This is a genomic window from Amycolatopsis sp. cg9 (assembly GCF_041346945.1).
Taxonomy (GTDB): Bacteria; Actinomycetota; Actinomycetes; order Mycobacteriales; family Pseudonocardiaceae; genus Amycolatopsis.
The window spans coordinates 7,336,267-7,361,956 of sequence record NZ_CP166850.1 but is presented as its reverse complement, the minus strand read 5'-3'; the positions used below and the strand labels follow the sequence as shown (position 1 = coordinate 7,361,956).

22 protein-coding genes are annotated in these 25,690 nt (G+C 72.0%); 9 read left to right on the top strand and 13 right to left on the bottom strand.

The window, feature by feature from the left end:
- Position 1 precedes the first annotated feature (1 nt).
- From AB5J73_RS34290 to AB5J73_RS34265, 6 genes are all read left to right on the top strand, one after another.
- Complete coding sequence (locus AB5J73_RS34290) at positions 2–904, top strand: hydroxymethylglutaryl-CoA lyase (protein ID WP_370962941.1); 903 nt, start codon at positions 2–4, stop codon at positions 902–904.
- Between the two features lie 319 nt (positions 905–1,223).
- Positions 1,224–2,651, top strand: a complete 1,428-nt coding sequence (locus AB5J73_RS34285) for a DUF1996 domain-containing protein (RefSeq protein ID WP_370962940.1) — start codon at positions 1,224–1,226, stop codon at positions 2,649–2,651.
- A gap of 211 nt (positions 2,652–2,862) precedes the next feature.
- Positions 2,863–2,997: a hypothetical protein gene (locus AB5J73_RS34280; protein ID WP_268747407.1), complete on the top strand. Its 135-nt coding sequence runs from the start codon at positions 2,863–2,865 to the stop codon at positions 2,995–2,997.
- 75 nt (positions 2,998–3,072) lie between these two features.
- On the top strand, positions 3,073–5,454 hold the full coding sequence (locus tag AB5J73_RS34275; protein WP_370962938.1) for a YcaO-like family protein: 2,382 nt from the start codon (positions 3,073–3,075) through the stop codon (positions 5,452–5,454).
- A gap of 10 nt (positions 5,455–5,464) precedes the next feature.
- Positions 5,465–6,691 (top strand): MDR family MFS transporter, encoded by a 1,227-nt coding sequence (locus tag AB5J73_RS34270; protein WP_370962937.1) that lies wholly within the window; start codon positions 5,465–5,467, stop codon positions 6,689–6,691.
- Positions 6,684–7,154, top strand: a complete 471-nt coding sequence (locus tag AB5J73_RS34265; protein WP_370962936.1) for an N-acetyltransferase family protein — start codon at positions 6,684–6,686, stop codon at positions 7,152–7,154. The genes AB5J73_RS34270 and AB5J73_RS34265 overlap by 8 nt, the downstream gene beginning before the upstream one ends.
- Here the strand turns inward: AB5J73_RS34265 and AB5J73_RS34260 are convergent.
- Positions 7,114–8,337, bottom strand: coding sequence for an MFS transporter (locus AB5J73_RS34260; protein ID WP_370962935.1), 1,224 nt, complete (start codon positions 8,335–8,337; stop codon positions 7,114–7,116). The two genes, AB5J73_RS34265 and AB5J73_RS34260, sit on opposite strands and share 41 nt — an antisense overlap.
- A gap of 75 nt (positions 8,338–8,412) precedes the next feature.
- Here AB5J73_RS34260 and AB5J73_RS34255 point away from each other — a divergent pair, with 75 nt between their 5' ends.
- A complete protein-coding gene (locus tag AB5J73_RS34255; RefSeq protein WP_370962934.1) occupies positions 8,413–8,937 on the top strand; it encodes an ArsR/SmtB family transcription factor in 525 nt (174 codons plus the stop codon).
- A 72-nt stretch (positions 8,938–9,009) separates the two neighbouring features.
- On the opposite strand, the gene AB5J73_RS34250 is transcribed toward AB5J73_RS34255, so the two are convergent.
- From AB5J73_RS34250 to AB5J73_RS34210, 9 genes are all read right to left on the bottom strand, one after another.
- Positions 9,010–9,780: a hypothetical protein gene (locus AB5J73_RS34250; RefSeq protein WP_370962933.1), complete on the bottom strand. Its 771-nt coding sequence runs from the start codon at positions 9,778–9,780 to the stop codon at positions 9,010–9,012.
- A 143-nt stretch (positions 9,781–9,923) separates the two neighbouring features.
- Positions 9,924–11,366: a glycoside hydrolase family 3 protein gene (locus tag AB5J73_RS34245; RefSeq protein WP_370962932.1), complete on the bottom strand. Its 1,443-nt coding sequence runs from the start codon at positions 11,364–11,366 to the stop codon at positions 9,924–9,926.
- Positions 11,367–11,369: 3 nt separating this feature from the next.
- Positions 11,370–12,200, bottom strand: a complete 831-nt coding sequence (locus AB5J73_RS34240; RefSeq protein ID WP_370962930.1) for a carbohydrate ABC transporter permease — start codon at positions 12,198–12,200, stop codon at positions 11,370–11,372.
- Positions 12,197–13,183, bottom strand: a complete 987-nt coding sequence (locus AB5J73_RS34235) for a carbohydrate ABC transporter permease (protein ID WP_370962928.1) — start codon at positions 13,181–13,183, stop codon at positions 12,197–12,199. The genes AB5J73_RS34240 and AB5J73_RS34235 overlap by 4 nt, the downstream gene beginning before the upstream one ends.
- Positions 13,180–14,484: a sugar ABC transporter substrate-binding protein gene (locus AB5J73_RS34230; protein ID WP_370962927.1), complete on the bottom strand. Its 1,305-nt coding sequence runs from the start codon at positions 14,482–14,484 to the stop codon at positions 13,180–13,182. The genes AB5J73_RS34235 and AB5J73_RS34230 overlap by 4 nt, the downstream gene beginning before the upstream one ends.
- Before the next feature lie 665 nt (positions 14,485–15,149).
- Positions 15,150–15,515, bottom strand: coding sequence for a hypothetical protein (locus tag AB5J73_RS34225; RefSeq protein ID WP_370962926.1), 366 nt, complete (start codon positions 15,513–15,515; stop codon positions 15,150–15,152).
- On the bottom strand, positions 15,516–16,280 hold the full coding sequence (locus tag AB5J73_RS34220) for an FHA domain-containing protein (RefSeq protein ID WP_370962925.1): 765 nt from the start codon (positions 16,278–16,280) through the stop codon (positions 15,516–15,518).
- An 88-nt stretch (positions 16,281–16,368) separates the two neighbouring features.
- Complete coding sequence (locus tag AB5J73_RS34215; RefSeq protein ID WP_370962924.1) at positions 16,369–18,471, bottom strand: (Fe-S)-binding protein; 2,103 nt, start codon at positions 18,469–18,471, stop codon at positions 16,369–16,371.
- Between the two features lie 31 nt (positions 18,472–18,502).
- A complete protein-coding gene (locus tag AB5J73_RS34210) occupies positions 18,503–18,922 on the bottom strand; it encodes a hypothetical protein (protein ID WP_370962923.1) in 420 nt (139 codons plus the stop codon).
- A gap of 221 nt (positions 18,923–19,143) precedes the next feature.
- Between AB5J73_RS34210 and AB5J73_RS34205 the strand changes: the two genes are divergently transcribed.
- Entirely contained in the window at positions 19,144–19,806 is a 663-nt protein-coding gene (locus AB5J73_RS34205; protein WP_370962922.1) for a nitroreductase family protein, read from the top strand.
- Positions 19,807–19,928: 122 nt separating this feature from the next.
- Here AB5J73_RS34205 and AB5J73_RS34200 read toward each other — a convergent pair whose 3' ends face one another.
- The 3 genes from AB5J73_RS34200 to AB5J73_RS34190 all read right to left on the bottom strand — a co-directional run bounded on the left by AB5J73_RS34200 (position 19,929) and on the right by AB5J73_RS34190 (position 24,591).
- On the bottom strand, positions 19,929–22,019 hold the full coding sequence (locus tag AB5J73_RS34200) for a putative bifunctional diguanylate cyclase/phosphodiesterase (protein ID WP_370962921.1): 2,091 nt from the start codon (positions 22,017–22,019) through the stop codon (positions 19,929–19,931).
- An 89-nt stretch (positions 22,020–22,108) separates the two neighbouring features.
- A complete protein-coding gene (locus tag AB5J73_RS34195; protein WP_370962919.1) occupies positions 22,109–23,200 on the bottom strand; it encodes an alpha/beta hydrolase in 1,092 nt (363 codons plus the stop codon).
- 71 nt (positions 23,201–23,271) lie between these two features.
- Positions 23,272–24,591 (bottom strand): cytochrome P450, encoded by a 1,320-nt coding sequence (locus tag AB5J73_RS34190; protein ID WP_370962918.1) that lies wholly within the window; start codon positions 24,589–24,591, stop codon positions 23,272–23,274.
- Between the two features lie 109 nt (positions 24,592–24,700).
- On the opposite strand from AB5J73_RS34190, the gene AB5J73_RS34185 reads away from it, so the two are divergent.
- Positions 24,701–25,516, top strand: a complete 816-nt coding sequence (locus tag AB5J73_RS34185) for an SAM-dependent methyltransferase (protein WP_370962917.1) — start codon at positions 24,701–24,703, stop codon at positions 25,514–25,516.
- Positions 25,517–25,690: the final 174 nt, after the last annotated feature.

Here is a 25,690-nt window from a genome sequence, read left to right as displayed (position 1 = left end):
CGTGACCGAAGTCCTCATCACCGAGGTCGTGCTGCGCGACGGGCTGCAGGACGAGCCCGTCACCGTGCCGGCGCACGAAAAGATCCGGCTCGCCCGCGGGCTGGTCGACGCCGGTGTCCGCGCGCTGGAGGTCGGCTCGTTCGTCTCCGCGCGCCGGGTACCGCAGCTGGCCGACACCGGCGAGGTGCTCCGGGCGCTGCTGCCGGACACGCCCGCGTGCCTGCACACCCTCGTGTTCACCGAACGCGGGGCGCGGCAGGCGATCGACGCCGGCGCCCGGTCGGTGCGGCTGGTCGTCTCCGCGAGCGACGGCCACAGCACCGCGAACGCCGGCGTCCCCACGGCCGCGGCGCTCGACCGGCTGGCCGGGTGCGCCGAACTGCTCGCCGCGGCGGGGGTCGCGATCGAGGCGTCGGTGGCGACGGCCTTCGTCTGCCCGTTCGACGGCGACACCGGCCCGGACCGGACCGCCGACGTCGCCGCGCGGCTCGGCCGGCTCGGCGCGCGGGTCGTGCACCTCGCCGACACGATCGGTGCGGCCCGGCCGAGCCAGCTGCGCGCGGTCGTCTCGGCGGTCCGCGACGAACTCCCGGACGTCCCGCTCGGCCTGCACCTGCACAACACCTACGGCCGCGCGGCGGCCAACGCGTGGGAAGGGCTCTCCCTCGGGATCCGCCGGTTCGACGCGGCGCTGGGCGGGATCGGCGGCTGCCCGTTCGCGCCGGGCGCGTCCGGCAACGTCGGCACGGACGACCTCGTCGACTTCTTCCACCGCGAAGGAATCGCGACCGGAATCGACGTCGCGAAACTCGCCGAGGTGCGCGATCAGGTCGGACTCGCGGTCGGCCACCGGCTCGGCTCGGCATTGGCGGCCATTCCGGCGGTGCCCGCGCCGCTGCGCTGATCCCGGCGTCGCGCAAGGCTTTCCGGCCGGGCGCATGCGCCGGGCCTCACCTGGGGATACGGACGCCGGTTCAGTTCGGTTCAAACTTTTTTCGGTGCTTGCCCGGTGTCAAACGCCCGTGTAACTTCCATAACGGAACGATAACCAGCCGGTTGACGGCGCGGCCACGGGCAGGTGAGCGCGCACCCACTGATGTCGGGTCAGTGGACCAGCCGGAAACCGTTCCTTGCCGACGCATTCCTGATGGGGACGAGCCTGGGCTCGTACCCGTTCAGTGTCGCGCGTTCCCGCCAGCCCGACACCCCCGGAGGATTCCCCCATGCCCCGCACCCAAGGACGGCACCGCCTTTCCCGCAGAACCAAGATCGCGACCGGCGGCCTCGCCCTCGCGATCGCGGTCGGCGGTATCGTCGTCGCGACGACCACCGGCAACACCGGTGAAGCCAGCGCCGACGAGGCCGATCCCGCCTTCTACATCGACATCCTGAAGGTGCAGCCGAACCAGTTCGACCCGCGGCCGGTCTACGGTGCCGCGACGGGCACGTTCACCGTCGACTGCGGCCGCAACGAAAACCAGCACTTCAACCCCGACAACTTCATCGCGCAGCCCGGCGTCCGCAACGGCGCCCAGCACCTGCACGACTACGTCGGCAACCTCTCCACCAACGCCGACTCCACCAACAAGAGCCTCGCGAAGGCCGGCACCACCTGCCGCAACGGCGACAAGTCCGCGTACTTCTGGCCCGTCGTCCGGATCGACACGGGCGAAGAGGAGAAGAACGAGCCGGCCAAGGCGCCCGACGGCGACCGGGCGCAGGCCGCCCAGGAGTCGAAGACCGTCCAGGTGGCCTGCCCGGACGTCGCGAGCAAGCTGCCGGATATCCCCGACCAGGCGATGGCCGAAGTGGACAGCAACCTCGACCAGCTCGACACCCAGACCGACGAGGCGAACCAGCGCGTCGCCGCGGCGCAGGGCCAGGGCGGCCAGAACCTCGTCCAGAACAGCATCATCGGCCCGCTCAACGACCGCCGGAAGGCGATCATCGACCGGATCCTCACCGCGATCGGCCGGTTCGCGCCGAAACCGGGCGGCGTCGGCACCCTGCCGTGCACGGCGAAGCCCGGCAAGGACACCGGATCGCCGACACCGCCGCCGAGCAGCACCGCGGGCGGCCAGCTGCCCGGCCAGGACGGCAACAACGAGCTGCCCGGCAACGACGGCAAGATCCTGCGCCCGCAGAAGGTCCAGCTCACCTTCCGCGGCAGCCCGGTCGGCAAGGTCGTGGCGATGCCGAAGTTCCTGCGCGTGCTCTACGGCGACGCGAAGGTGTCGACCAACGGCCCGGCCAACGCGCGCGCCAGCTGGACGTGCACCGGGTTCGAGAACCGCGTCACCGAGAAGTACCCGATCTGCCCGCAGAACAGCAAGGTCAAGCGCGTGCACACGTTCCCGAGCTGCTGGGACGGGCAGAACACCGACAGCGCCAACCACCGCACGCACATCGTCTTCCCGGACCAGAACGGCCGGTGCGCCAAGGGGTTCAAGGCGGTCCCGCAGCTGCAGATCTCGCTGACCTACGACATCCCGCACGACATCCAGGTCAAGAAGCAGTACAAAGTGGACGCTTTCCCCCAGGAGAAGCACAACCCGTTCTCCGACCACGACGACTTCGCCAACGTGATGTCGCAGCGGATCATGAACGGGCTGGTCAACTGCGTGAACCGCGGGCGGACCTGCCGGGCGTGACCTGACGGACCAGAGAAGGCCCCCACCGCCCACCGGTGGGGGCCTTCTTCGTGCGCCGGTCACGCCCTGACCGTGACGAACGCACGGGTGCGCCGGTGCGGATCGCACTCGAGAAGACGTCGGAACGCACGGCGCCACCCGAAACTGGTTCCCGTCACCCCGCCCCGGTGGGCCCGCCGGGGGACATCCCACCCACTCCGCAGGAGGAACCATGATCTCGACCTTCGAGCGCCCGTCGGCCGTCGTCGTCCACAACCGCGCGGTCGTCCACAACCGGGCCGTCGTCCACAACCGCGCCGTGGTCCACAACCGCGCCGTCGTGCACAACCGCGCGTCCGCCAAGTAGTCCCCGCCCAGCCGCCGACGTGCCGCGGCCCGTACCCCGGGCCGCGGCACGGCCCCGCCGACGAGGGGATCGCCCATGCCTTCCGACGACACCCGCCTGCAGCTGACCGGCGTCGAGCTCCATGACCTCGAGCCGGAGCTGTGCCTGCTCATCACCCCGAACGGCGGGCAGTACTCGATCACCGCGCCGGTCGGCGAGTTCCGCGCGTGGCTCGGCCGCTGCGACGGCACCCGGACGCGGGCCGAGCTGCTCGCCGGGATGAGCCCGGACCACGCGGAGGTGCTCGACGTCCTCGAAGCGGACGGCTGCCTGCATCCGGCCACCGGCGACGACGGCGCCCGCCGCCTGGCCGCGACGACGGTGCTGGTCACCGGGGCAGCCGAGTTGACGGGGGTGCTGACGGAGGTGCTCGGCGCGACCGCTTACGGCGCGGTGCGGCCGCTGGCCGAAGCCGCGCTCCTGGTGAACCCGGCGGAGGTCCTCCGCACGGCCGGCGATGACTCGGCGGGGCCGCACGCCGACACCGCAGTCCCGGCGGAGATTCCCGGCTCGGCCGACCACGGCTCAGCGCAGCCCCTCGCCGAAACCGCGGCCCCCGCGGACCCGGCGGACATCCTCGGCTCGGCCGCCTTCCGCGCGGTGCAGCCCCTGGCCGAAGCCACCTTTCCCCTGGACCCGGCGGACACCGTTCTCGTCGCCGCCTACACCCACCCCGCCTACCGCGAGCTCGCCGCGCTGGACGCGTTCTGCACCGAGCACGGCGTGCGGTTCTTCCCCTTCCGCTGCGAACGCGGCCAGGGCATCGCCGGCCCCGCCGTCGAACCCGGTTTCGGCCCCGACTTCGCCGACGTGCTGGCGCGCCGCCGCTCGGCCGCCCTCGACGCCCGGGTCACCGACGCCTTCGCCGCCGCCGAAGCCCCGGCCGGGCCGCGGTTCCGGCAAGCCGACGCCCGCTGGCTGGTCACCGCCCTCGCCGTCCAGCTCGAACGGTGGATCGCCGGTGAACCCGCCGAAACGACGACCGGCGAACTCGAGCTCGACCCCGTCCGGCTGACCGCGCTCCCCCGGCCCGTGCTCCCGGTGCCCGACCGGCCGCGGCCGGTGCGAGAACAAGGCCTGCGACCGGATCTGCTCGTCGACGACCGGACCGGCATCGTGACCGCCGTCCACGAGCTGCCCGCCGCGCCCGGCATGCCCGCCCGGCTCAAGGTGTGCGCGGTCGACGTCGCCGACATGCGGCGGGTCGTCGACTGGCCGAACGACCGCCAGGCGTTCGGCACGTCGTGGCACGACTTCGAGCCGGCCCGCGAGTCCGCGATCGGGGAGGCCGTCGAACGCTACTGCGGCAGCTGGCTGCCCCCGGAGCGCGAGATCCGCCACGGCAGCTATGACCAGCTTCGCCGCGCCGGCGTCCCCGCGCTGGACCCGCGCCGCCTCAACCTCTACTCGGCCCGGCAGTACGCCACCCCCGGCTTCCCGTTCGCGCCGCTGACCACGGACGCGGACTGCGCGTGGGTGGAAGCCTTTTCGCACACGACGAAGGAGCCGGTCTGGGTCCCGGCCGCCCTCGTCTCGCAGGCGCCCGAACCCGGCGGGGCGCGCTTCACCGACCCGCTGATCGCCGGGCTGGCCGGCGGCACGAGCGCGGAGCACGCCGTCACCTCCGGCCTCGAAGAAGTCCTGGAACGGGACACCACCATGGTGTGGTGGGCCAACACGCCGCGGCTGCGCGCGCTGCCGGTGCCGCCCGAGGTGCACGCGCTCGTCGCCGACACCACGGACACCTACGACGTGACGCTGATCCCGCTGGACAACGAGTTCGCCGTCCCGGTCGTCGCGGCGGCGGTGTTCGACCGCGCGCGGCGCTGGCTGTCGATCGGGTTCGCCACCCGCCCCGACGCGCTGGAAGCGGCGAAGAAGGCGCTCGCCGAAGGGTTCACGCTGCAGCACACCTGCCTCGCCCTCGACGACGAGCGCGAGCTGGCCGCGATGCGCGACGACCTGCCGCACCTGGGCAACCTGAAGCCGTACCGGGCCGACCGGCGCTACCTCGACTCCTACCGCGCGGACTTCGGCGACGTCGTGGACCTGCTGTGCCAGCAACAGGTCTACCTCGACCCGCGCGCCGCGGCCCACGTCGCACCGTGGGTCCGCGACCTGCCGGAACGGACCTGGGAAGGCCTGCCCGCGCTCGGTGAACGGACGCTGAAGACCTACCGGGAACGCGTCGAGGCACGCGGGTTCGAGGTGCTCAGCGTGGACCTCACCACCCGCGACGTCGCCGCCGCCGGGTTCCACGCCGCGCACACGCTCGTGCCGGGGCTGGTGGCCAACTTCCCGGCCGGGCTGCCGTACTGGGGCGACGGCCGGGTGCGCCGCGCGGCGGTCGACCTCGGCTGGCGCGCGCACCCCCTGCCCGAAGCGCGGCTGAACACCTTCCCGCTCCCCCACGCCTGAGGACGCACCGATGGCCGTCACTGCACTGCTCGGGCTGCCCCGCACCCGGGGCCGCCGCCCGCTGGTCGCCGCCCAGGGCGTGGACGCGCTCGGCACCGGCCTGTTCCTGCCGTTCGCCGTCGTCTACTTCCACGCCGCCAAAGGACTTCCGCTCACCGCGGTCGGCGCGGCGCTTTCGCTGGCCGCGCTGCTCGCCCTGCCGGCCGGGCTCTGCGCGGGCCCGCTGGTGGACCGCTTCGGCCCGCGGCGGGTCGTCGTCGCGGCGAACCTGCTGCGGGTGCTCACCTTCACCGGGTACGTCTTCGCGGGATCGCCGGCGGTGCTGGTGGCGCTGGCGGCACTGACGTTCTGGGGCGAAGGCCTGTTCTGGCCCGCGTCCGGCGCGCTGGTGGCGCAGGTGGCCGACGACGGGCAGCGCGCCCGCTGGTACGCGATGGAGCGCACGCTGCGCAACGTCGGGATCGGCCTCGGCGGGCTGGCCGGCAGCGTGCTCGTCGTGGTGGGCGGGTACTCGGCGATCGTCGTGCTCAACGCCGTGAGCTTCCTCGTCGCGGCGGTGCTCGTCGCGACCTGGCGGGGCCAAGCCGCCGAACCACCGGCCCGGGCCGCCGCGCCGCGCGGGGGCTACCGGGCCGTGCTCGCCGACCGCGCGTTCCGCCGGGTGCTCGTGACCGTCTTCGTCTTCGCGTTGTGCGACTTGGCCTTGACGGTGCTGCTGAGCGCGTACGTGCTCGACGCGCTGCGGTTGCCGGCCTGGCAGCCCGGTGTGCTCTTCGCCCTCAACACGGTCCTGGTGGTGCTCGCGCAGACGGTCGTGGCCGCGCGGGTGGACCGCTTCCGCCGGGCGCGGACGCTCCAGGTCGCGGCCGTCGTGTGGGCCGGGGCGTTCCTGCTCTACGCGGCCGTGCCGCTGGTCACCGCGCTGCCCGCGTTCGCCGTGCTGACCGTGGCCACGGCGGTCTTCACCACCGCCGAGCTGCTGCAGGCGCCGACCAGCAGTGCGCTGACCGTCGCGCTCGCCCCCGCCCACCTGCGCGGGCGCTACCTCGGGCTCGAGGAACTGCTCTGGGGTGCGGCGCGGGTGCTGGCGCCGGTGACCTTCACCGCGCTGCTGGCCGGCGGCCCGCAGTTGCCGTGGCTCGTGCTGGCCGGGTGCTGCATGCTGGCGGTGGCCGTCCTCGCGGGACTGAAAGCGGCGCCGGAGGCGGTCCCGACGCGGGAGAACGTGGATGCCTGACTGGGCCGAGCTCACCGACCTCTACCACGAGGTCTACCGGGAACCCCCTTATGGGGAAAGCGAAGCGGACGCGGCCCGGTTCCGCGAAGCGGTGGCAGAGCACGCGAAGCTGCCCGGGTTCGCGCTCGAGACCGTCCACAGTGGCGGCGAGCTCGCCGGGTTCGCCTACGGCGTCGGCCGCGAGGCGGGCTGGTGGCCTTCCCTGGCGGCGGCCGGCCCGCCGCCGTGGCTCGCGAGCGGCCCGCTGTTCTACGTGTACGAGTTCGCCGTCCGGCCGGGGCAGCGCGGCCGCGGCCACGGCCGGGCCCTGCTCGACCGCCTGCTGGCCGACCGGACCGAGCCGGCCGCGGTCCTCGCCGCGGCTACGGCGGCGCCGGCGCACGCGCTGTACCACCGCTGGGGCTGGACGGCGGTGGCGCCGGTCAAGACGGGTGTGTCGGAACTGCTGGCTCGGCGGCTCTGAGCGCGTCTTCGGTCACCGCGAAGAGGCCGCCCACCACGGAAAACGCCAGCACGGCCATCACGACGAACACCGTGTGCAGCCCGGACGCCTGCGCGAGCGCGCCGCCGGCCAGCGCGCCGAGCGACTTCGTGCCCCACGCGACGAGCCGGTGGCTGCTGGTGAGGCGGCCGAGCAGCCGGTCCGGCGTGATCCGCTGGCGCAGCGACACCATCACGACGTTGGACACCAGGATTCCCGCGCCCCCGGCGAAGAACGCCGCGCCCACGGCGTACGGGTTCGCCGTCACCGCGAGCACGCCGACCGTCAGGCCGCCGGCGAGCCACGACACCCAGAGCGCGCGGACGCGGCCGAGCCGGCGTTCCACCGCTTCGGCGAGCAGCGAGCCGGCCAGGCCGCCCGCCGCCGTCATCGCCGTCAGCAGGCCGAACGCCGGTCCGGACAGCCCCATCGCCGAGCCGGGACCGACCGCGTGGAGGACGAGGACCGCGAACGTGGCGCCGGTGGCGAAGTTGAACGCGGCGACCATGAGCGAGAACGTCCGCAGGATCTTGTGGTGCACCAGGAACCGCAGGCCTTCGGCGATGTCCGTGCGCAGGCTGGTGGACCGGTCCCCGCGCGGGACCCGGTACGAGCCGCGCACGAGCAGCAGCGCGGCGACGGCCACCGCCCACAGCGCCACCGGCGTGGCGAGCGCGGCCAGCACCCCGGCGGCGACCAGGACGCCGGCCAGCGGCGGCCCGGCGAACTCGTTGGCGGTCTGCTCGACCGCGTACACCCGGCCGTTGGCGCGCGCGAGCTCGTCGCGCCCGACGACCTGCGGGACGATCGACTGCGCGGCGGTGTCGTAGAGCGTCTCGGCGGTGCCGACACCCAGCGCGACAACGTAGAGCACCCAGATCGATCCCCCGCCGAGGGCGGTCAGCAGCGCGACGGCGGCGACCAGCCCGCCGCGCAGGACGTTCGCGGTGAGCATCACGCGGCGGCGGTCGAGCCGGTCGACGAGCGCGCCGGCCGGCAGCGCGAACAGCAGCCACGGGACGCTGAAGGCGAACGCGAGCCCCGCCACCAGCGCGGGCGAGCGGGTGTACCCGACGGCGACCAGCGGCAGGGCGACCTTGAGGACGCCGTCGGCGAGGCTCGACAGTCCCGCCGCGGTCCACAGCCGCCAGAAGGTCCGGTGCATTGATGGAGGATCGCACATCGATGGGGTTTTCTCCATCGATCTGAGGTTTCCCCATCGATCGACTACGCTGCGTCCATGAACGAGCCCCGCCACCGGCGGCCCGCGACGCCGGCCGAAGCGAAGGCCCTAGGCCACCCGCTGCGGCTGCGCATCATGCGGCTGTGCCTGGTCGACGAGCTGACGAACAAGCAGCTGGCCGACCGCCTCGACCGCGACCCCGGCACGGTGCTGCACCACGTCCGGCAGCTGGTGGCCGCCGGTCTCCTCCAGCCGGCCCCGGTCCGCACCGGCCCGAGCGGCGCACTGGAGAAGCCCTACCGCGCCGACAACGAGACGTGGTGGCTGGACGGCCCGCTCTCGACCGCCGACGCCGAGACGCGGTTCGCGCCGATCGAGATCTTCCAGGAGGAGCTCGCGGCCGCGGGCCCGGATTCGGTGGCGGTGCACGAGAAGTTCCTGCTGCACCTGTCCCCCGACGAGGTCGACGAGCTCGACCGCCGGATCCTGGCGGTGCTGGACGAGTACGTGGCGACCGACCACGAGCGCCGGGACCGGCCCGCGGTCGGCGGGATCTTCGTGCTGCACCACCTGAAACCCTGACCGGCCCCCGGCCCGGGGGAGGTGGGCAGGGGGCCGGGTCCCCCGGCCGGGGATGGTGGCCGGGGGGTCAGATCAGTGGTTCACCTTGAACCACGGCTGCGCCCAGCCGAGGTAGGTCTGGCCCCACTTGCTCTTGATCTGGGCGATCGTGGTCTCGGTGTAGGTGCCCGCGCCGTTGATGTCGTTCGACAGGAACTTGCCGCCGCCGATCGAGATCATCGTGTGGCCCGCGCCGCCGTTGGAGAAGAACGCCAGGCCGCCCGCCGGGACGTCGGTGCTGTTCGCGTGCTTGTACGTGCTGGGGATCTGCGTCCAGTGCACGTATGCGGTGGTCGAGCCGCTCGCGGTGAAGCCGTAGTTCTGGGCGTTGATGCGGTCGCACCAGCCGTCGTAGGAGGCGTCGTAGTTCGTGTGGATCCGCGACTTCGCCTTCGTGACCGCCTCGGCACAGGTGTTCGGGTCGTTCAGGCCCGACGTCGAGCACGCGGTGGCCGGCGGGGTCGGCACGTCGGTGCAGTCCGGCGCGATCCGGCCGTCGGACCCGGTGTAGACGTAGGTGTCGGTGATGTAGCCGCCCGGGACGTGGTCCCAGATGTTGCTCGTGCCGTACTTGCCGGTGACCGTCTCGCCCGTCGTCTGGCAGTCGATCGTGACGGCGGTGCCGTCGGCGACCGTGCCGGTCGAGCTCGCGCCGGTGCTCGGGGCCGAGCGCACGGTCAGCGGCGCGCCGGAGTCGGTGTGCACCGTGCCCGTCGCCGCCAGGGCCGGTGTGGCGCCGGCCAGCACGATCGCCGCGGCGGCGCCGACCACGGCCGCCGTCCGCTTCCCGATCCGAATTCTCATTTGTCCGTCCTCCAGTTTCCGGTGTGCCCCCCACGATGGCGGCCGCCGGTACAAGGCCCGTACAAACGCCGGGACCCGGCTCTGGAGATGCGGCAAACCGGACGAAGCCCCGCCGGGCGCGGCCGGCGGGGCTTCGGGAGAACTCAGGCCAGGTACTCGGCCGCCGCGCGCAGGCTCACGTAGGAGCCGCTGAACGTGTCGATCCGCGGGCCGCCCTCGTCCGCCGGCCCCGGCGCCCCGGTCTCCACGCGGATGTAGTCCACAGTGGACAACGCGGCCAGCAGCGCGCGGACGCGCGGGTGCCGGTGCGCTTCCCGCGTCACCACGACGACGCTGCGGAACCCTTGCGCCGCTTCGAGCACGGCGTCGGCGTCCTCCGGGCTCGCGGTCAGCGTCCGCGTGCCCGGCACCAGCTCGGCCAGGTGCGCGCCGAGGCCCCACGGCATCGGGCCGGCCGCGATGGTCGGCTCGGTCTGGACGTCGACCACCAGCGGCGGGCCGTCCAGCCGCGGTTCGCCCCGCACGCGCAACGCCTTGCGCGCCGCTTCGAGACCCAGCCGCCGGTCGACCGGGCCGACCGTGGCCGGGGCCGGGTCGGTGCCCAGCGCCGCCGTCCGCGCGGCCGCCTCCTCGAGCCGCTCCAGGGGCAGCTCCCCCGCCGCGACCGCCGCCACGATGGCCGCGACGCACGCGTCCAGGTGCTCGGCCTCGAACGCCGCGCCGCCGAGGCAGAGCGCGTCCGCACCCGCGGCCAGGGCCCGCACGGCCGAGCGGCCGAGGCCGTCGTGCTTGCCGTACGCGCCCGAAACCGCGCCCATCTCCAGTGCGTCGGTGATCACCGCGCCGGTGAAGCCGAGCTCGCCGCGAAGGACGCCGGTCAGCGCCGTCCGGTTGAGCGTGGCCGGCTCGTCGCCCCAGGCCCGCACGACCAGGTGGCCCGACATCACCGAGCGCACCCCGGCCCGGATCGCCGCGGCGAACGGGACCAGCTCGATCTCCCGCAGCTCTTCGACGGTCCGCGGCAGCACCGGCAGCGCCACGTGCGAGTCCTCGGTCGCGGCGCCGTGGCCCGGGAAGTGCTTGGCGCACGCGGCCACGCCGTACTTCTGCAGCCCGGTCACGTACGCCGCGACGTGCGGCGAAGCCTTCGCCGGGTCGGACCCGAACGCCCGCACGCCGATGATCGGGTCCTCGGCCGCCAGGGTGAGGTCCGCGCACGGCGCCAGGTCGAGCGTCACGCCGCAGGCGGCGAGCCGTTCGCCGAGCGCGGCGGCGACCGCGGTGGTCAGCTCCGGGTCGTCGGCCGCGCCCAGCGCGAGCGGGCCCGGCACGAACGACCCGGTGTTGACGTCGAGGCGGGTGACGTCGCCACCCTCCTCGTCGATCCCGACCACGACACCGTCGCGCTCACCCCGCAGCTGCGCGGTGAGGGCGGCGACCTGCTCGTCGTCGACGACGTTGCGGCCGAACAGCACCACCCCGCCGAGGCCGCCGGCGACACGCCTGCGCAGCCAGTCCGGCGCGGTCGTCCCGGCGAACCCGGGCAGGAGGACGGCCTCGGCGAGCGTTGCGGGTTCGGGAGACAACGGCTATCCCTTCACGGCGCCGGCGGTCGCGCCGGACACGAGCTTGCGCTGCACGAGCAGGAAGAAGATCAGCGCCGGGACCGCGTAGATGACCGACGCGGCCATCACCCCGCCCCAGTCGGTGGCGAACGCCGTGCGGAACGACGCGAGCCACACCGGCAGGGTCTCCTTCGGCTTGTCCTGGATGAAGACCAGCGCGAACAGGTACTCGTTCCACGCGGTGATGAAGCTGAACACCGACGTGGTGACCAGTCCCGGTCCGAGCAGCGGCAGCGTGACCCGGCGGAAGGCGCCGGTCTGGCTGCAGCCGTCGATCATCGCGGCCTCTTCCAGCTCGTACGGGATCCCGTTGACGAAGCCGTAGAGCATCCACACCGTGAACGGCAGCGTGGTGGCGAAGTAGATCAGCAGCAGCGACGGCAGCGTGTTGAGCAGCCCGGCGTCCCGCATCAGCAGGAACAGCGGGATGAACAGGGCCGACACCGGCGCCAGCTGCGCCACCATGACCAGCACCAGGAAGCCCTTGCGGCCGGTGAAGCGCAGCCGCGAGAGCGGGATCGCCGCGAGCGTCCCGGCGACCAGCGCGCACAGCACCGACCCGACGGTGACGATCAGGCTGTTCAGCAGGTACGTCGGGAAGTTGTCCTTGCCGAGCGCGGTGGCGAAGTTGCCGAACGAGAACGACGTCGGGATGAGGTCGTACTTCGGCGAGAGGATCTCGCCGGGCGTCCGCAGCGAGGTGACGAACATCCAGTACGTCGGGAAGACGATCGCCAGCGCGACCAGCACGCCGACCACCGAGAGCACGATCCGCTGCGACAGCGATTTCTTCACGACAGATCACCTTCCCGGGTCCGGGTGAGCAGCTGGATGTACCGGCCCGTGATGAGCGCGAGCACGATCAGCATCAGGGTCGCGATCGCGCCCGCCGCGCCGAAGTGGTTGCCCGCGATGCCCTTGAGGTACAGCACGACGGCCAGCGTGGTGCTCCCGCCGTCGGGGCCGCCTTCGCGGATCGCCCAGATCTGGGCGAAGGCGTTGAAGTCCCACAGCACCGACAGGAACGTCACCATCGTGGTGATCGGCCGGATCGCGGGCCAGGTGACCGCGCGGAACGTCTGCCACGCGCTGGCGCCGTCGATGCCGGCGGCCTCGTACTGCTCCCGCGAGACGCCGATGATGCCCGCGTACAGCGAGAACGTCACGAACGGCACGGCCTGCCACACGATGAGCAGCCCGATCACGGCCAGCGTGCTGGGACCGCTGGAGAACCACGAGAAGCCGATGAAGCCGTGGAAGCCCAGCCGGTCGAGGGTCTTGTTGAGGATGCCGTACTGCTCGTCGAAGATCCACTGGAAGACGGTGGTCGTGGCGATCACCGGGGTGGCCCAGGCCAGCACCAGCGTCACCTGGACCAGGATCCGCACGACCGGGCCGAGGTGGCGCATGAGCACCGCCAGCAGCAGGCCGCCGAGGATGGTGGCGGCCACGATCGCGGCGGTGAAGACCAGCGTCCGGAAGGTGACGGTCCAGAACTCGGGGTCCGAGAGCGTGTTCGTGTAGTTGTCGAAGCCGATCCAGACCGTCTTGCCGGAGACGAGCTGGCCGATGTCGAGCTTGCGGAAGCTGATCGCGAGCACCTGGACCAGCGGCCAGGCGAGCAGGACGAGGATCGCGGCGAGCGCGGGGAGCAGCAGCAGGTACGGGAGGACCCGGTCGCCGAACCGGCCCCGCCTGCGCCGCTTGACCCCCGGGTCGCGCGGCGATGCCGGCGGGGTCGCCCCCGCCGGCATCGTCACATTGGCGGTCGCTGTCATCCGCCGATGAGCTTGTTCAGCGCTGCGTTGGCGTCGGCGGTCGCCTGGTCGAGCGTCTTCTTGCCGGTCAGGTACGCGGTCAGCATGTCCTTGACCGGGTTCTGGCCGGACTCCACGTCACCCCACTTCGGGCTGGCCGGCACGGCCTTGCCGTTGGCGGAGGCCTTCGCCATGACGCTGCCCAGCGGGTCCTTGTCCAGGCCGGTCAGGTCGGTCGACGTGCCGGGCACGACGCCGGCGGCGGCGAGCTGGCCCTGGTACTTCGCGCTGGAGAGCAGCTTGATGTACTCCTTGGCCGCGGCCACGTTCTTGCTGTTGGCCGGGATGGCCAGGTTCGAGCCGCCCAGGAAGACCGGGGCGCTCTGACCGGCGGTCTTGCTCGGGATCGCGAAAGCACCGGTCTTGGCGGTCAGGCTCGGGTCGGTCTTCGCCGCCGTCGCCAGCTCCCACGGGAGACCGATCATCATGGCCACCTTGCCGGCACCGTAGACGGTCGCCTGCTGCGGCTTGGCCTCGTCCGCGTCCTTCGGCGCCTTGGTGCCGGAGGTGTCGACGAGCTTCTTGTAGAACTCGAGGCCCGCCTTCGCGCCGGCGCTGTCCAGCGTCGCCTTGAAGTTCTTGCCGTCGGCCTGGGCGATGTCACCGCCGTTGTCCCAGATGAAGGACAGCAGCGAGTACCAGTTCTGCCCCGGCATGTACAGGGCCTGGAAGTCGGGGTCCGAGCCGAACTTCGTCTTCAGCTTGCCGATCGCGTCGATCCACTCGTCGTTCGACGTCGGCGGCTTGGCGATGCCGGCCTGCTCGAACATGTCCTTGCGGTAGATGACCTCGCGGTTCGCCGCGTAGAACGGCACGCCGTAGGTCTTGCCGTCGTAGGTGCCCGAGTCGGCGAGGCCCTTCAGCCACTGGGCGCCGTTGAAGCTGTCCTTGTCCCCGGAGAGGTCGGTCAGGACGCCGTCCTGCGAGGCGAACGCCGCGGTCTGCGTGTTGCCGATCTCGATGACGTCCGGCGGGGTGCCGCCGGCCAGGGCGGTGGTCAGCTTCTGCTGGATGCCGTCCCACTGCTGGACTTCGTACTTGACCTTGACCCCGGGGTGCGCGGCCTCGAACTCCTTGTTCAGCGCGTCGGTCAGCGTGGCGGGCGCGGAGCCCGTCATCAGCCAGACCGTGACGTCGCCGGTGATCTGCGCGGGAGCACCGCTCGACGACGCGGCGGTGTCCGATCCGCTGGAGCCCGCGCACCCTGCGGTCGCGAGCGTGAATGCGGCGGCGCCCGCCGCCAGCTTGAGCCAGCGTTTCACTCGATGCCGTCCTTTCGATACCCGGCCGCCACGGCCAGGCTCCCCAAATGGTGTAGACCAATGTTGGGCTTAGAGTGGTACGTACCACAGGCCCTGTCAAGGCGGTTGCCGGAACGTTGTAAACCCACCGGGGACTCTGACGGGGAGTAGCCGACCGGTCACCCGGTCGACGTGAGTGAGCGGGAGAAGTCGTCCGAATAGGAAGGTGTCCGGGCCGTTTTTCACCGCGAGGGAGCCGGAAATCGCCACTGGATCGCACACTGGAGACAACGAAAGCCGCCCCGGGAAAGGACTCCCGGGGCGGCGGACGCGATCGGGACGGCGTTTTCGCTGGTGGCGCGGCAGGTCGGGGGGGTGCGGTGCGGCCATCCGCACCAGTGCGTTCACCGCGCCGCCAGGTCGCTCCGAAGGGCTCCCGGGCGCCGGGAACCCACCCCTGCGAGGCGTGGACCGGAGTGTGCCGTTTGCCCCGGCCGTGGCTCGCGACTCACTCGTGCAGCGCCGGGCTGGCGGACGGCCCGATGCCCGTGCCGACGAGTCCGATCAGGTAGCTGGTCAAGCGCCACTGCGCCGTAATGTACGAACTAGTTCGCTCACATCACTTCGAGTGGAGCCCGGCTGGACGACACGGAGACCACGACATCGGAACCGTCCACTGTGGACGACTAAAGCGGCACGCCGACCGCCGCGGCCAAAGCCCGCAGCGCGGTCCACAACCCCGCGCCGGCGGTCGCGAGGCCGCCGGCGTCCCGGAGCAGCTCCCGCACCCGCTGGGCGGCGCCGGCGGACCCGCCGCGCACCACGTCCCGGTCGACCTCGTCCAGCGCGTCGTGCACGGCTTCCTTCGCCGCCGGCGGGAGGCGGGCCGCGTCCAGTTCCGCACGGACCGCCCGGACCAGCTCGGCGACCTGGCGGGCGTCGAAGCCGCGGTGGATCCCCTGGCGGCCGCCGTGGACGGTGTTGATGTCGCCGTGCACCGCGTTGTTGACCGTCCCGGCGCGGACCTCGCCGTGGAAGTGGATGCCGTCCACCTAGCGCCTCCCGTTCCGGCGCCGCTCGCGCGCCGCCTTGGCCATGACCATCCCGATCAGCACCACCACGCCGCCCAGCCCGAACAGCGCGAAGCCGACCGCGCCGAGCGGCACGCCGTCGAAGACCTCCGGGCCGAGCAGGGGCGGTGGCGCGTCGAACGAGCCGGCCGAGACCGAATCCGAACCCGCCTTGATGAACCGGAAGATCACCGACGCCCAGATGCCGAAGCCGGTCAGGATCATGAGGAACCCGAGCACCATGATCACGCGGCCGGGCCCTTTGCCGGTGGCCAGCAGGGTGATCGCTTCGCCTTCGGGGGTGGTGAATGCGTAGTTGTGGTGCTGGCGGTGGTCGTAGCTGTGGTGGATGTCGCGCCCGGCGTTGTTGATCGTGCCGGCGGAGACGTCGCCGAAGGAGACCCCGCCCGACGCCGACCGCTCCCACGTCCGCGTCTGCGGCGCGCCACCCTCGCCGTCGGAGTAGACCGCGGCCACCGGGCCGAACTCGAGCCGGTCGCCGTTGCGCAGCGGGTGGTCCTGGCGCGGGGCCAGCCGCCGCCCGTTCACCCAGGTGCCGTTGCGCGATCCGGCGTCGGCGACCCAGGTACCGCGCCCGTCGCGGCGGATCCAGGCGTGCCGCAGCGACACCTGGTCCGAGGGCAACCGCAGGTCCGCGTCGGGCCCGCGCCCCACCAGCCACGACCCCCGGCGCACCGCCAGGCGCGCACCGGCGCCGCCGAGCGTTTCGATCCTCGCCTCGGCCATCGGCACTCCTCCCGCCGCACGGCTCTTCGCTCCTTCAAGGAAGAGCCGTGCGGCGGGCCGGAGATATCCGGCGAACGGGTGAACCCGTTCAGACCTTCGGGGCCGAGTTGTCCGGTGCCTTCACCCGCTCCAGCAGCAGCTGTGCCACGTCGCGGACGTCGACGTTCTCCGCTTTCTGCTCGCTCTGGCGCTGGACCAGGCCGTCGGTGAGCATCACGCGGCAGAACGGGCAGCCGGTCACGATCGTTTCCGCGTCGGTCGCGATCGCTTCGTCCACCCGCTCCAGGTTGATGCGCTTGCCGATCTGCTCCTCCATCCACATGCGGGCACCGCCGGCGCCGCAGCAGAGGGCTCGGTCCGCGTGGCGCGGCATTTCCGTGAGCTGGGCGCCGGCCGCGCCGACCAAGTCGCGCGGCGGGGTGTAGACCTTGTTGTGGCGGCCGAGGTAGCACGGGTCGTGGTAGGTCACGCGCGGGCCGTCCTCGACGGCCTTCACCGGGGTCAGCTGGCCGCCGCGGACGAGGCGGTTCAGCAGCTGCGTGTGGTGCACGACCTCGTAGTGCCCGTACAGCTGCGGGTACTCACGGCTGAGCGTGTTGAGGCAGTGCGGGCACGTCGTGACGATCTTGCGCAGGCGCGGCTCGCGGCCTTCGAACACGGCGTTGAGCGTCTCGGCCGTCTGCTGGGCCATCATCTGGAACAGGAACTCGTTGCCCGCGCGGCGCGCCGGGTCGCCGGTGCACGACTCCTCGTTGCCGAGCACCACGTAGTTCACGCCGGCGATGTGCAGCAGCTCGGCCGTGGCGCGGACGGTCTTGCGCGCCTGGTCGTCGAACGCGCCCGCGCAGCCGACCCAGAAGACGTACTCGACGTCCTCTCCCAGCTCGCCGTCGAACACCGGGACGTCGAAGCCGAGGTCCTTCGTCCACGCGAGCCGCTCGGAGTTGTTCTGGCCCCAGGGGTTGCCCTTGGTCTCCAGGTTCTTGAACAGCCCGCCCAGCTCGGTCGGGAACGCCGATTCGATCATCACCTGGTAGCGGCGCATGTCGACGATGTGGTCGACGTGCTCGATGTCCACCGGGCACTGCTCGACGCACGCGCCGCAGGTGGTGCACGACCAGAGCACGTCCGGGTCGATGACGCCGCCCTCGGCCTCCGGGCCGACCAGCGGGCGCGCCTCCTCGTGCTCGGTGCCCGCGAGGATGTAGGGCGCCTCCTCGAAGAGGTTGTCGCGCAGGTTCATGATGACGAGCTTGGGCGACAGCGGCTTCCCGGTGTTCCACGCCGGGCACTGCGACTGGCAGCGGCCGCACTCGGTGCACGTGGCGAAGTCGAGCATGCCCTTCCACGTGAAGTCGCCGATCTTGCCGCGGCCGAACGTGTCGTCCTCGCCCGGGTCCTCGAAGTCGATCGCGACGCCGCCGGACTCCATCGGCAGCAGCGGGCCGAGCGCGTCCGGCAGCCGCTTCGCCGAGACGTTGATCGGCGCGACGAAGATGTGCAGGTGCTTGGAGTAGAGCACGATCGACAGGAACACCAGCATGACGCCGATGTGCAGCAGCAGGCCGACGGTTTCGAGCACTTCGGTCGTCGAGTGGCCCAGCGGCTCCAGGAGGTTCCCGACGCCGAGGGAGACGTAGGCTCCGTTGTCGTACGGGAAGTTGCCGGACGCCGAGGACGCGCCGCGGAAGAAGAACATCGTCCAGACGACGTTGAAGATCATGATGAGGATCAGCCAGGCGCCGCTGGTGTGCGAGCCGTAGAAGCGCGACGCGCGGTCCTTGCGCGCGGGGGCGTTGCGGATCCGGATGATCGTGAACACCCCGAGCGAGACGGCCACCGCGACGGCGATGAAGTCCTGCAGGAAGCCGAGCACCGCCCAGTGGCCGATCCACGGGATCGCGAACTTCTCGTCGAACAGGGCGCCGTAGGCCTCGAGGTACACCGAGGCCAGGATGACGAAGCCCCAGAACGTGAAGAAGTGCGCGGCGCCGGGCACCGACCACTTGAGCAGCTTGCGCTGGCCGAACACTTCGCGGACCTGCGCGAAGAGGCGGGCGCCCAGCTCGTTCGAGCGCTTCGCGTCGGGCTGGCCCGCCTTGATCAGCTGGAATAGGAAGGCCACGCGCTTCCCGGCGACGGCGAGGCCGACGACGGTCATGAGCAGGCCGAGGATGAGACGAACGAGCACGAGTCCTCCGCGTCGTGATGGAAGGACCGGCTCAGTGCGAGCCGGTGTAGTACCGGCACGCCTTGCACGCGTACCGCATCTTCGCGACCCGCCAGTGTTTCCGGTACAGATCGAGGTCGGCCGAGCGGCGGACGCCCAGGCGCTGGTAGCGCCCCGGCCGCCGCCGGCCGGTTTCGTACTGCTCGGTCGCGCGGCCGAGGTGGGCGCGCCGCAGCACGCACCCCCGCGTCCGGCAGCGGCCGAGCGCGCCGCGGCAGAAGCGGTGCAGCAGCACGAGGTGGTCGCCCACTTCGTCGACCACGCCGTAGCCGGGGTGGCCGCCGGGCCCGGTGAGCCGCACCGGCAGCCCGCAGTACGCGCATTTCAGCGTGCACGAGAGGCAGCCGGTGAGGTGCCGGATCCGCAGTTCGCGCCGGTCTTCGGAGCCGGGTCCACGGACGCGCGACGCCATAGAGCCTCCCGGAACGACTGTGATCGGCACCACTGTCTGCTACTGGAGGGTAATGAGGGGATCACTTCGCGCGACAGGACCGACCGGCCTAGTTGCCCTGCGCCGTTCAGCGTAAAAATCAAGGCAAGGATGACCTTACTGTCCGTAGAACGGACGCTTCACACCGCGGATCGTACGTTTGGCCCTGCTGCGACGCGCGTGTCCCCCGCCACAATCCGGGCATGACCTACCACCCGGTCCCCTACCGGCCCGCCCGCCTGCCCGACGACGAAGCCCTCGCCAGGGCCGCCGCACTGCGGCAGCGGATGGAGGCCCGGCGCTCGGTCCGGATGTTCTCCGCCGACCCGGTGCCCGAGCGCGCGGTGCTGGACGCCATCGCGGTCGCGTCCACCGCGCCGAGCGGGGCGCACCAGCAGCCGTGGACGTACGTCCTCGTCAGCGATCCCGAGGTGCGCCGCCGGCTTCGCGAAGCCGCCGAAGAGGAGGAGCGGATCTCCTACGGCGGCCGGCTCGGCGAGGCGTGGATCGACGCGCTGCGGCCGCTCGGCACGGACGCGGTGAAGCCGCACCTGACCGACGCGCCGTACCTGATCGTCGTGTTCCAGCAGCGCTTCGCCCTCGACGAAGACGGCGGCGTCCACAAGCACTACTACGTCGACGAGTCGGTGGGCATCGCGGTCGGCATGCTGCTGACGGCGTTGCAGGTGGCCGGGCTGGCGGCGCTGACGCACACGCCGTCGCCGATGCGCTTCCTCGGCGAGCTGCTCGGCCGTCCCCGCAACGAAAAGGCGTTCGCGGTGATCCCGGTCGGCTACCCGGCCGACGACTGCGTCGTACCGGACCTGCGGCGCAAGTCCCTCGACGAAGTGCTCGTGCGGGTCTAGCGGCCGGCCCGCTCGCCACACGCGAGCTGAAGGGGACGTTCAGCGCATGTGGCGCGCTGAAGGGGACTTTCCTCGCATCAGGTGAGAGCAACGTCCCCTTCAGCCCGCCGGGCCGGGGCCGTCTAGAGGCCGGGCGGGCCGGCGAACGCCGGGCCGGACAGCCGGTCGGCGCCGCGGTCCCGCCACCACTGCGCCTGGTCCGCGTCCGCCACGCCGGTGACGCCGACTTCGGCACCGGCCTGGTGGGCCGCGTCGATCAGCGCGGTCAGCGAAGGCCCGACGAGCGGGTGGGTGCGACGCGCCACCAGGCTCGGCGCCAGGCGGACCGTGCGGGCCGGGAACTCCGTCAGGCAGGTGACGTCGCCGACGCCGTGCAGCTCCGCCGGGACGCCGATTTCGGCCAGCACCCGGAGGTTGTCGGCCGCGTCGCCGGACTCCGCGAGCAGTGCCTCGGCCGGGAAGCCGGGCCGGACGGCGGCCGGGGCCAGCCCGGTCGACTCCAGCACCCCGCGGATTTCGCCGACCAGCTCGGGATCGGCCGCCTGCTGCGGGGTGAGTTCGACGGTGAGCGGCAGTTCGCTCCCGGACGCGAGCAGCCGCTCGGCCGCGGTGCGCAGGAGCCACGTCCCCAGCGGCAGGGCCAGCCCGGTCTCCGCCGCCAGCCGCACGCAGGTTTCGTGCGCCAGCACCCCTTCGGCCGGGTGGTTCCACCGCAGCCGGGCTTCGACGCCCTGCACGGCCCCGTCGGCCGCGGCCACCAGGGACCGGTAGCAGACCTCGATCTCGCCGTTCTCCCAAGCGCCCGCCATCCCGGCGGCCAGCCCGAAGTCGTGCCGGTCGCGCCGGTCCAGCTCGCGGTCGAACAGGCCCCACTGGTTGCCCGTGCGCTGGGCTCGCCGCAGCGTTAGGTCCGACGCGCGCAGCAGTTCCACCGGCGTCACGTCGCGCGGCGGCCGGTGGACGACGCCGATGGCGGCCGACACCGCCACCCCGCGCTGGCCGTCGACGTACTCCGGCTCCGCGAGCTCGTGGGTGATGCGGCGGACCAGCGTCAGCACTCCCGGCGTCTCCGCCGAGTTCTGCACCAGCACGCCGAACTCGTCGCCGCCGAGCCGCGCGACGAGCGCCTTCTCGCCGTCGAAGATCGTCTTGAGCTTCGCGGCGACCCCGCGCAGCACGCGGTCGCCGAGCTCTTGGCCGAGCCCGCCGTTGATCCGGGAGAAGCCGTCGAGGTCGAGGTGGAACAGCGTGACGCCGCGCGCCTGGTCGGCGTCGCGGAGCAGGGTTTCCAGGCGGGTGCTGAAGAACTGGCGGTTCGGCAGCCCGGTGAGGACGTCGTGCAGGGCCTGGTGGGACAGCCGCCGCTGCAGCAGCGAGACCTCGGTGTCGTCGTCGACGATGGTGAGCAGCCGGCGGGGCGCGCCGACGGCGTCGCGGATCACCGACGCCGCGAACGTGGCCCACATCGGCTCGCCGTCCTTGCCGACCAGCCGCCGTCCGGTGCGCAGCCGGTGCAGCTTGCCGTCGACGAGTTCGCGGTAGCCGTCCCGCAGCTGCTCGACGTCTTCGGGGTGCACGAGGTCGAACAGGCTCAGCGCGCCGATCTCGGCCGGTGTGCGGTTGAGCGTCTTGGCGAGGGCCGCGTTGGCCCGCAGCACGCGGCCGTCCAGCTCGGTGAGCGCGATACCGCTGGCCGAGCCGGCGAACACCTCCTCGAACTGCGCGCGCGTGATGACCTGCTTCTGCCGCGTCTCCTGCTCCACCTTCAGCAGCGCGCGGCTCAGGCCCTCCTGGCGCTTCTGGATGTCCTCGCGCAGCATCTCGCCGTAGCCCGAGCTGAGCGCGCCGAGCACCACCACGACCCGCTCGGCGAGCCCGTCGACGCGGTGCAGCTCCGGCTCGCGCAGCAGCGCCTTGCCGAGCACCTCCAGGCTGCGGCGCAGGCTGTCCGTGCCGACGCACCGCAGCTCGACGAGCCGGCCGCCCGCCGCCGCGGCCGCTTCCAGGTCCGGCGGGTCGCCGGCGACGGCGTCGAAGACCGCGGTGGCGAGGACGCCCAGTTCGCGTTCGATCTCCTCGGGCGTGTGCGGCAGGTACGCCGTGGTGCTGATCAGGTAGCCCCACTTGCGCGCGAGCGTGCCGAGCCGCCGCGCCGCTCGTTCGGCGGACGGCTTCTTCCGCGGCTGGTCGCCACGGGGTTGGGGAACAGTCACCTCAGCCTGTCCTGGTTTCGACGCACGGGCTCCGGTCGGTTGGCCGGTTTATCTTGGCGCGAAAAAGCGTCCGGCGCACGAAACAGCATTCATCCAATCGAGTGATAACCCTGCGGAGCGACCCCCAGGTCGTCCTGCAGCCACGAACGGGTGGCGTCCCGGTAATCGGCGGCGTTTTCGTGCAATGCAACGGAATGACCCGCGCCCGGGAGGACGTACGTCGACAACTTCGACGGATCGGCGTAATACGGCACTTCCTGCGCGCGCAACACATCGGGGTGCGCGCAGTCACGCAGCGCGAGCAGTCCGCAGAAAAGGACGTCCTTTTCCCCCACCACCTGCAAAACCGGTGCGGTAATTCCCTTCGTCGCCGGCAGCACGATCCCGAACAGCGCCACCGTGCCCATCCCGGGCACCGAAACCTGGTCCTTGGTGGCCTCGTCCGCCGCGATCACCGCGGGGTCGGCGTCACCGTCGGCGTAGAACAGCCCGGCACGCGCGCCCGGCTTCGTCGTGAAGTACAGCGGATCGCTGCCGAGCGTGCCGAGCTGGCTGTCGAGCAGGGCCGGCTGCAGGCCCAGTGCCGCGCCGAGCGCGAGCACCGGCAGCGCCGGCAGGTGCGTGATGCCGGTGAGGACCACGCCGTCGACGTCGTGGTAGGTCGACGCCTCCACGGCGACGACACCGGACCCGACCGAGTGCCCGACGATGACCACCCTCGCGAACGGCACCCCGCCCACGCGCCCGGCGCGCAGGTGCCCGACGACCTCGTGCATCGACTCGGCCGCGGCCCAGACCGACAGCGGCAGGCTCAACGGGTGGCTGCTGCGCCCGGCGCCGAGCTGGTCCGCGGCGAACGTCGCGTACCCGTGGGCGGCCATGTCGCGCTGGTAGGAGTACCGCTGGGGCTCGTAGGGCAGGTCCCAGTACGCGCTGTTGTACGTCCCGCCGTGCACGAGCAGCTGGACGGTGTCCGGCGCCTCGCCGGCGGGCAGGCACAGCCGGCCGTGCACGGTCGCGGGCGCGCCCGGCACCAGCGGCGGGAGGCCCGGGCCGGTGACCGGCAGATCCGTGTCGCCGCAGGAGATCGCGGCGGCCTCGGCGGGCATCGCGGCGGTCAGCGAGGCGAGCAGGACGCCGCAGGCGAACAACGCCGACGTCAGCTTGACCGGCAGTCTCACGCCGTACTCCTCCGGATGGGGCGGGCTGTTCGGACCCGAGAACACTACACCCGGTAGTGGAACCGGCACCGTCAGGTCCGGGGCACCAGCGTCATCGGCAGGCGGTTCGGCTGCATCGTGGCCTTGAGCTGCGCGTAGACCTTCTTGCCCGGCACCGGGACCAGGCGCCAGCGCGCCCCGATGGTCGCGGCGACGATGCCGATCTCCGTCGGCGCGAACACGTGCCCCGGGCACAGCCGGGCGCCCGCGCCGAACGGGATGTAGGCGCCCTTCGGCAGTTCCGCGGTGTGGCCGGGGGTCCAGCGGTCCGGGTCGAACCGGTCCGGGTCCGGGAACCACCGCGGGTCCCGGTGCAGCGTGTGCTGGCTGACCGCGACCTCGGTGCCGGCCGGGATCCGGACGCCGCCGAGCACGACGTCTTCGCGCGCCCGGCGCATCAGGATCAGCGGCGGGGTGCGGCGGACGATCTCGTTGACGATCTGGTGCGTGTAGACCAGGTCCGGGAGGTCTTCGAGGCGCGCGGGCCGCCCGCCGAGGACTTCGTCGACCTCCGCGTGGAAGCGGCGCTCGACGTCGGGGTGCTGCCCGAGCTCGTGGAAGAACCAGGCCAGCGCCACGGCGGTGGTTTCCGCGCCGGTGGTGAGGATGGTGATGACCTCGTCGTGCACCTGGCGGTCGGACATGCCCTCGCCGGTGTCCTCGTCGCGGGCCAGCAGCAGCATCGAGAGCAGGTCGCCGTGGTCCGCGCCCTGTTCACGAGCGGCGACGACGGTTTCGCCGATGACGTTCCGCAGGCGCGCGGCGGCCGCGTCGAACTTGCGGTTCGGCGGGAGGGGCAGGCGCTCCACGAACTTCGGCGAGAACGCCCGGACCAGGACGTACTTGAGCATGACCGGGATCGAGCGCTGGATCTCCGCCAGCGCTTCGGCGCCGAGTGCGGTGGAGAACAGCGTCTGCCCGGCGATGGTCAGCACGAGCTCCTGCATGCGCTGGTCGAACTCGACGACTTCGCCGGGCTGCCAGGAACTCGCCAGCTCGTCGGCCAGCTTCGTCATGGTGTTCTCGGCGTAGCCGGCGAGGCGGGCGCGGCCGAACGCGGGCATCACCAGGCGGCGCTGGCGGCGGTTCAGCTCGCCGTTGGACGTGGCCAGGCCGTCGCCGAAGAGCGGGCGCATCTTGTCGAAGACCAGGCCCTTGTCGAACTTGTCGGCGTCGGTGGCGAGCACCCGCCAGGCCAGCTCCGGCGTGGTGACCACGTGCACCGGCAGCGGCCCGAGGTGGAGTTTGACGACTTCTCCGTGTGCGGGCAGGGAACTGAAGAGTTTCAGCGGGTCGCGCAGCAGGGGCACGGTGTGCCCGAGCACGGGCCAGCGACCGGGGACGTTCGTCATGGCCTCGTCTCCTCGTGACCGCGCCACCTTAGCGGGCGGGACCGGCCGGGAGCACACCCGAGGGACTAGACTCCGGCGCTCCAGAGAGTCCGCGAGGGTGGGAGGTCCCGTGACCGGGGAACTGAGCTGGGTACCGCCGGAGATCGACACCTCGGTGCCGAACCCGGCGCGGGTGTACGACTTCTGGCTCGACGGCGACCACAACTTCGCCGCGGACCGCGCCCTCGGCGAGCAGATCCTCAAGATCATGCCGGGCGTCCGCGACGCGGCCCGCCTCAACCGGGCGTTCCTCCGCCGCGCGGCCCGCTACCTGGTCGGCCAGGGTGTCCGGCAGTTCCTCGACATCGGCTCCGGCATCCCGACGGTGGGCAACCTGCACGAGATCGTCCAGCAGGCCGACCCGTCGTGCCGGGTGGTCTACGTCGACCGCGAGGCCGTCGCGGTCGCGCACAGCGAACTGCTGCTGCAGGACAACGACAACACCCTGGTGCTGCAGGCGGACCTGCGCGACGTCAACGACATCTTCGACGGCGCCGCCAAGCTGCTCGACCTCGACGAGCCGGTCGCGGTGTTCATGCTGCTGCTGCTGCACTTCGTCCCGGACTCGTGGGACCCGGTGAGCATCCTCGCCCGCTACCGCGACCGGCTCGCCCCGGGCAGCTTCCTGGCCGTCACGCACGTCGCGGCGGACTCGGACTCCCAGCGCCTCGACGAGGCGGTCGAGGTGTACAAGAGCAACCAGGACCAGCAGAACCAGCCGGTCCCCCGCACCCACGACCAGGTCCTCGCCTTCTTCGACGGCTTCGAGGTGGTGGACCCGGGCGTGGTCGGCTGCGCGATGTGGAAACCGGAGGGCGCGGGCGACATGTCCGACGACCCGGCGATCAACGCGCTGCCGTACGCCGGGGTGGGCCGGAAGCCCTGATCACCGCCGGCGTCGCGGCACGCGGGGCGCGCGAGGGGTGTCGACCCCAAGGCTCCGGCAAAGTCAGGCCGAGGTGGCAGGCGGATGCGCCCCAATGTGGCGTTGGGTGCGTCCAACGCACCGAACGCCACATTGGGTGCCTCCGGGACCAGCACATCAGACCCCAGCAGCCAC

Bases quoted from the DNA above. Each gene is read 5' to 3' on its own strand.
- AB5J73_RS34285 (WP_370962940.1), top strand. From the start codon at position 1,224: ATGCCCCGCACCCAAGGACGGCACCGCCTTTCCCGCAGAACCAAGATC.
- AB5J73_RS34280 (WP_268747407.1), top strand. From the start codon at position 2,863: ATGATCTCGACCTTCGAGCGCCCGTCGGCCGTCGTCGTCCACAACCGC.
- AB5J73_RS34275 (WP_370962938.1), top strand. From the start codon at position 3,073: ATGCCTTCCGACGACACCCGCCTGCAGCTGACCGGCGTCGAGCTCCAT.
- AB5J73_RS34270 (WP_370962937.1), top strand. From the start codon at position 5,465: ATGGCCGTCACTGCACTGCTCGGGCTGCCCCGCACCCGGGGCCGCCGC.
- AB5J73_RS34265 (WP_370962936.1), top strand. From the start codon at position 6,684: ATGCCTGACTGGGCCGAGCTCACCGACCTCTACCACGAGGTCTACCGG.
- AB5J73_RS34260 (WP_370962935.1), bottom strand. From the start codon at position 8,337: ATGCACCGGACCTTCTGGCGGCTGTGGACCGCGGCGGGACTGTCGAGC.
- AB5J73_RS34255 (WP_370962934.1), top strand. From the start codon at position 8,413: ATGAACGAGCCCCGCCACCGGCGGCCCGCGACGCCGGCCGAAGCGAAG.
- AB5J73_RS34250 (WP_370962933.1), bottom strand. From the start codon at position 9,780: ATGAGAATTCGGATCGGGAAGCGGACGGCGGCCGTGGTCGGCGCCGCC.
- AB5J73_RS34235 (WP_370962928.1), bottom strand. From the start codon at position 13,183: ATGACAGCGACCGCCAATGTGACGATGCCGGCGGGGGCGACCCCGCCG.
- AB5J73_RS34220 (WP_370962925.1), bottom strand. From the start codon at position 16,280: ATGGCCGAGGCGAGGATCGAAACGCTCGGCGGCGCCGGTGCGCGCCTG.
- AB5J73_RS34210 (WP_370962923.1), bottom strand. From the start codon at position 18,922: ATGGCGTCGCGCGTCCGTGGACCCGGCTCCGAAGACCGGCGCGAACTG.
- AB5J73_RS34205 (WP_370962922.1), top strand. From the start codon at position 19,144: ATGACCTACCACCCGGTCCCCTACCGGCCCGCCCGCCTGCCCGACGAC.
- AB5J73_RS34190 (WP_370962918.1), bottom strand. From the start codon at position 24,591: ATGACGAACGTCCCCGGTCGCTGGCCCGTGCTCGGGCACACCGTGCCC.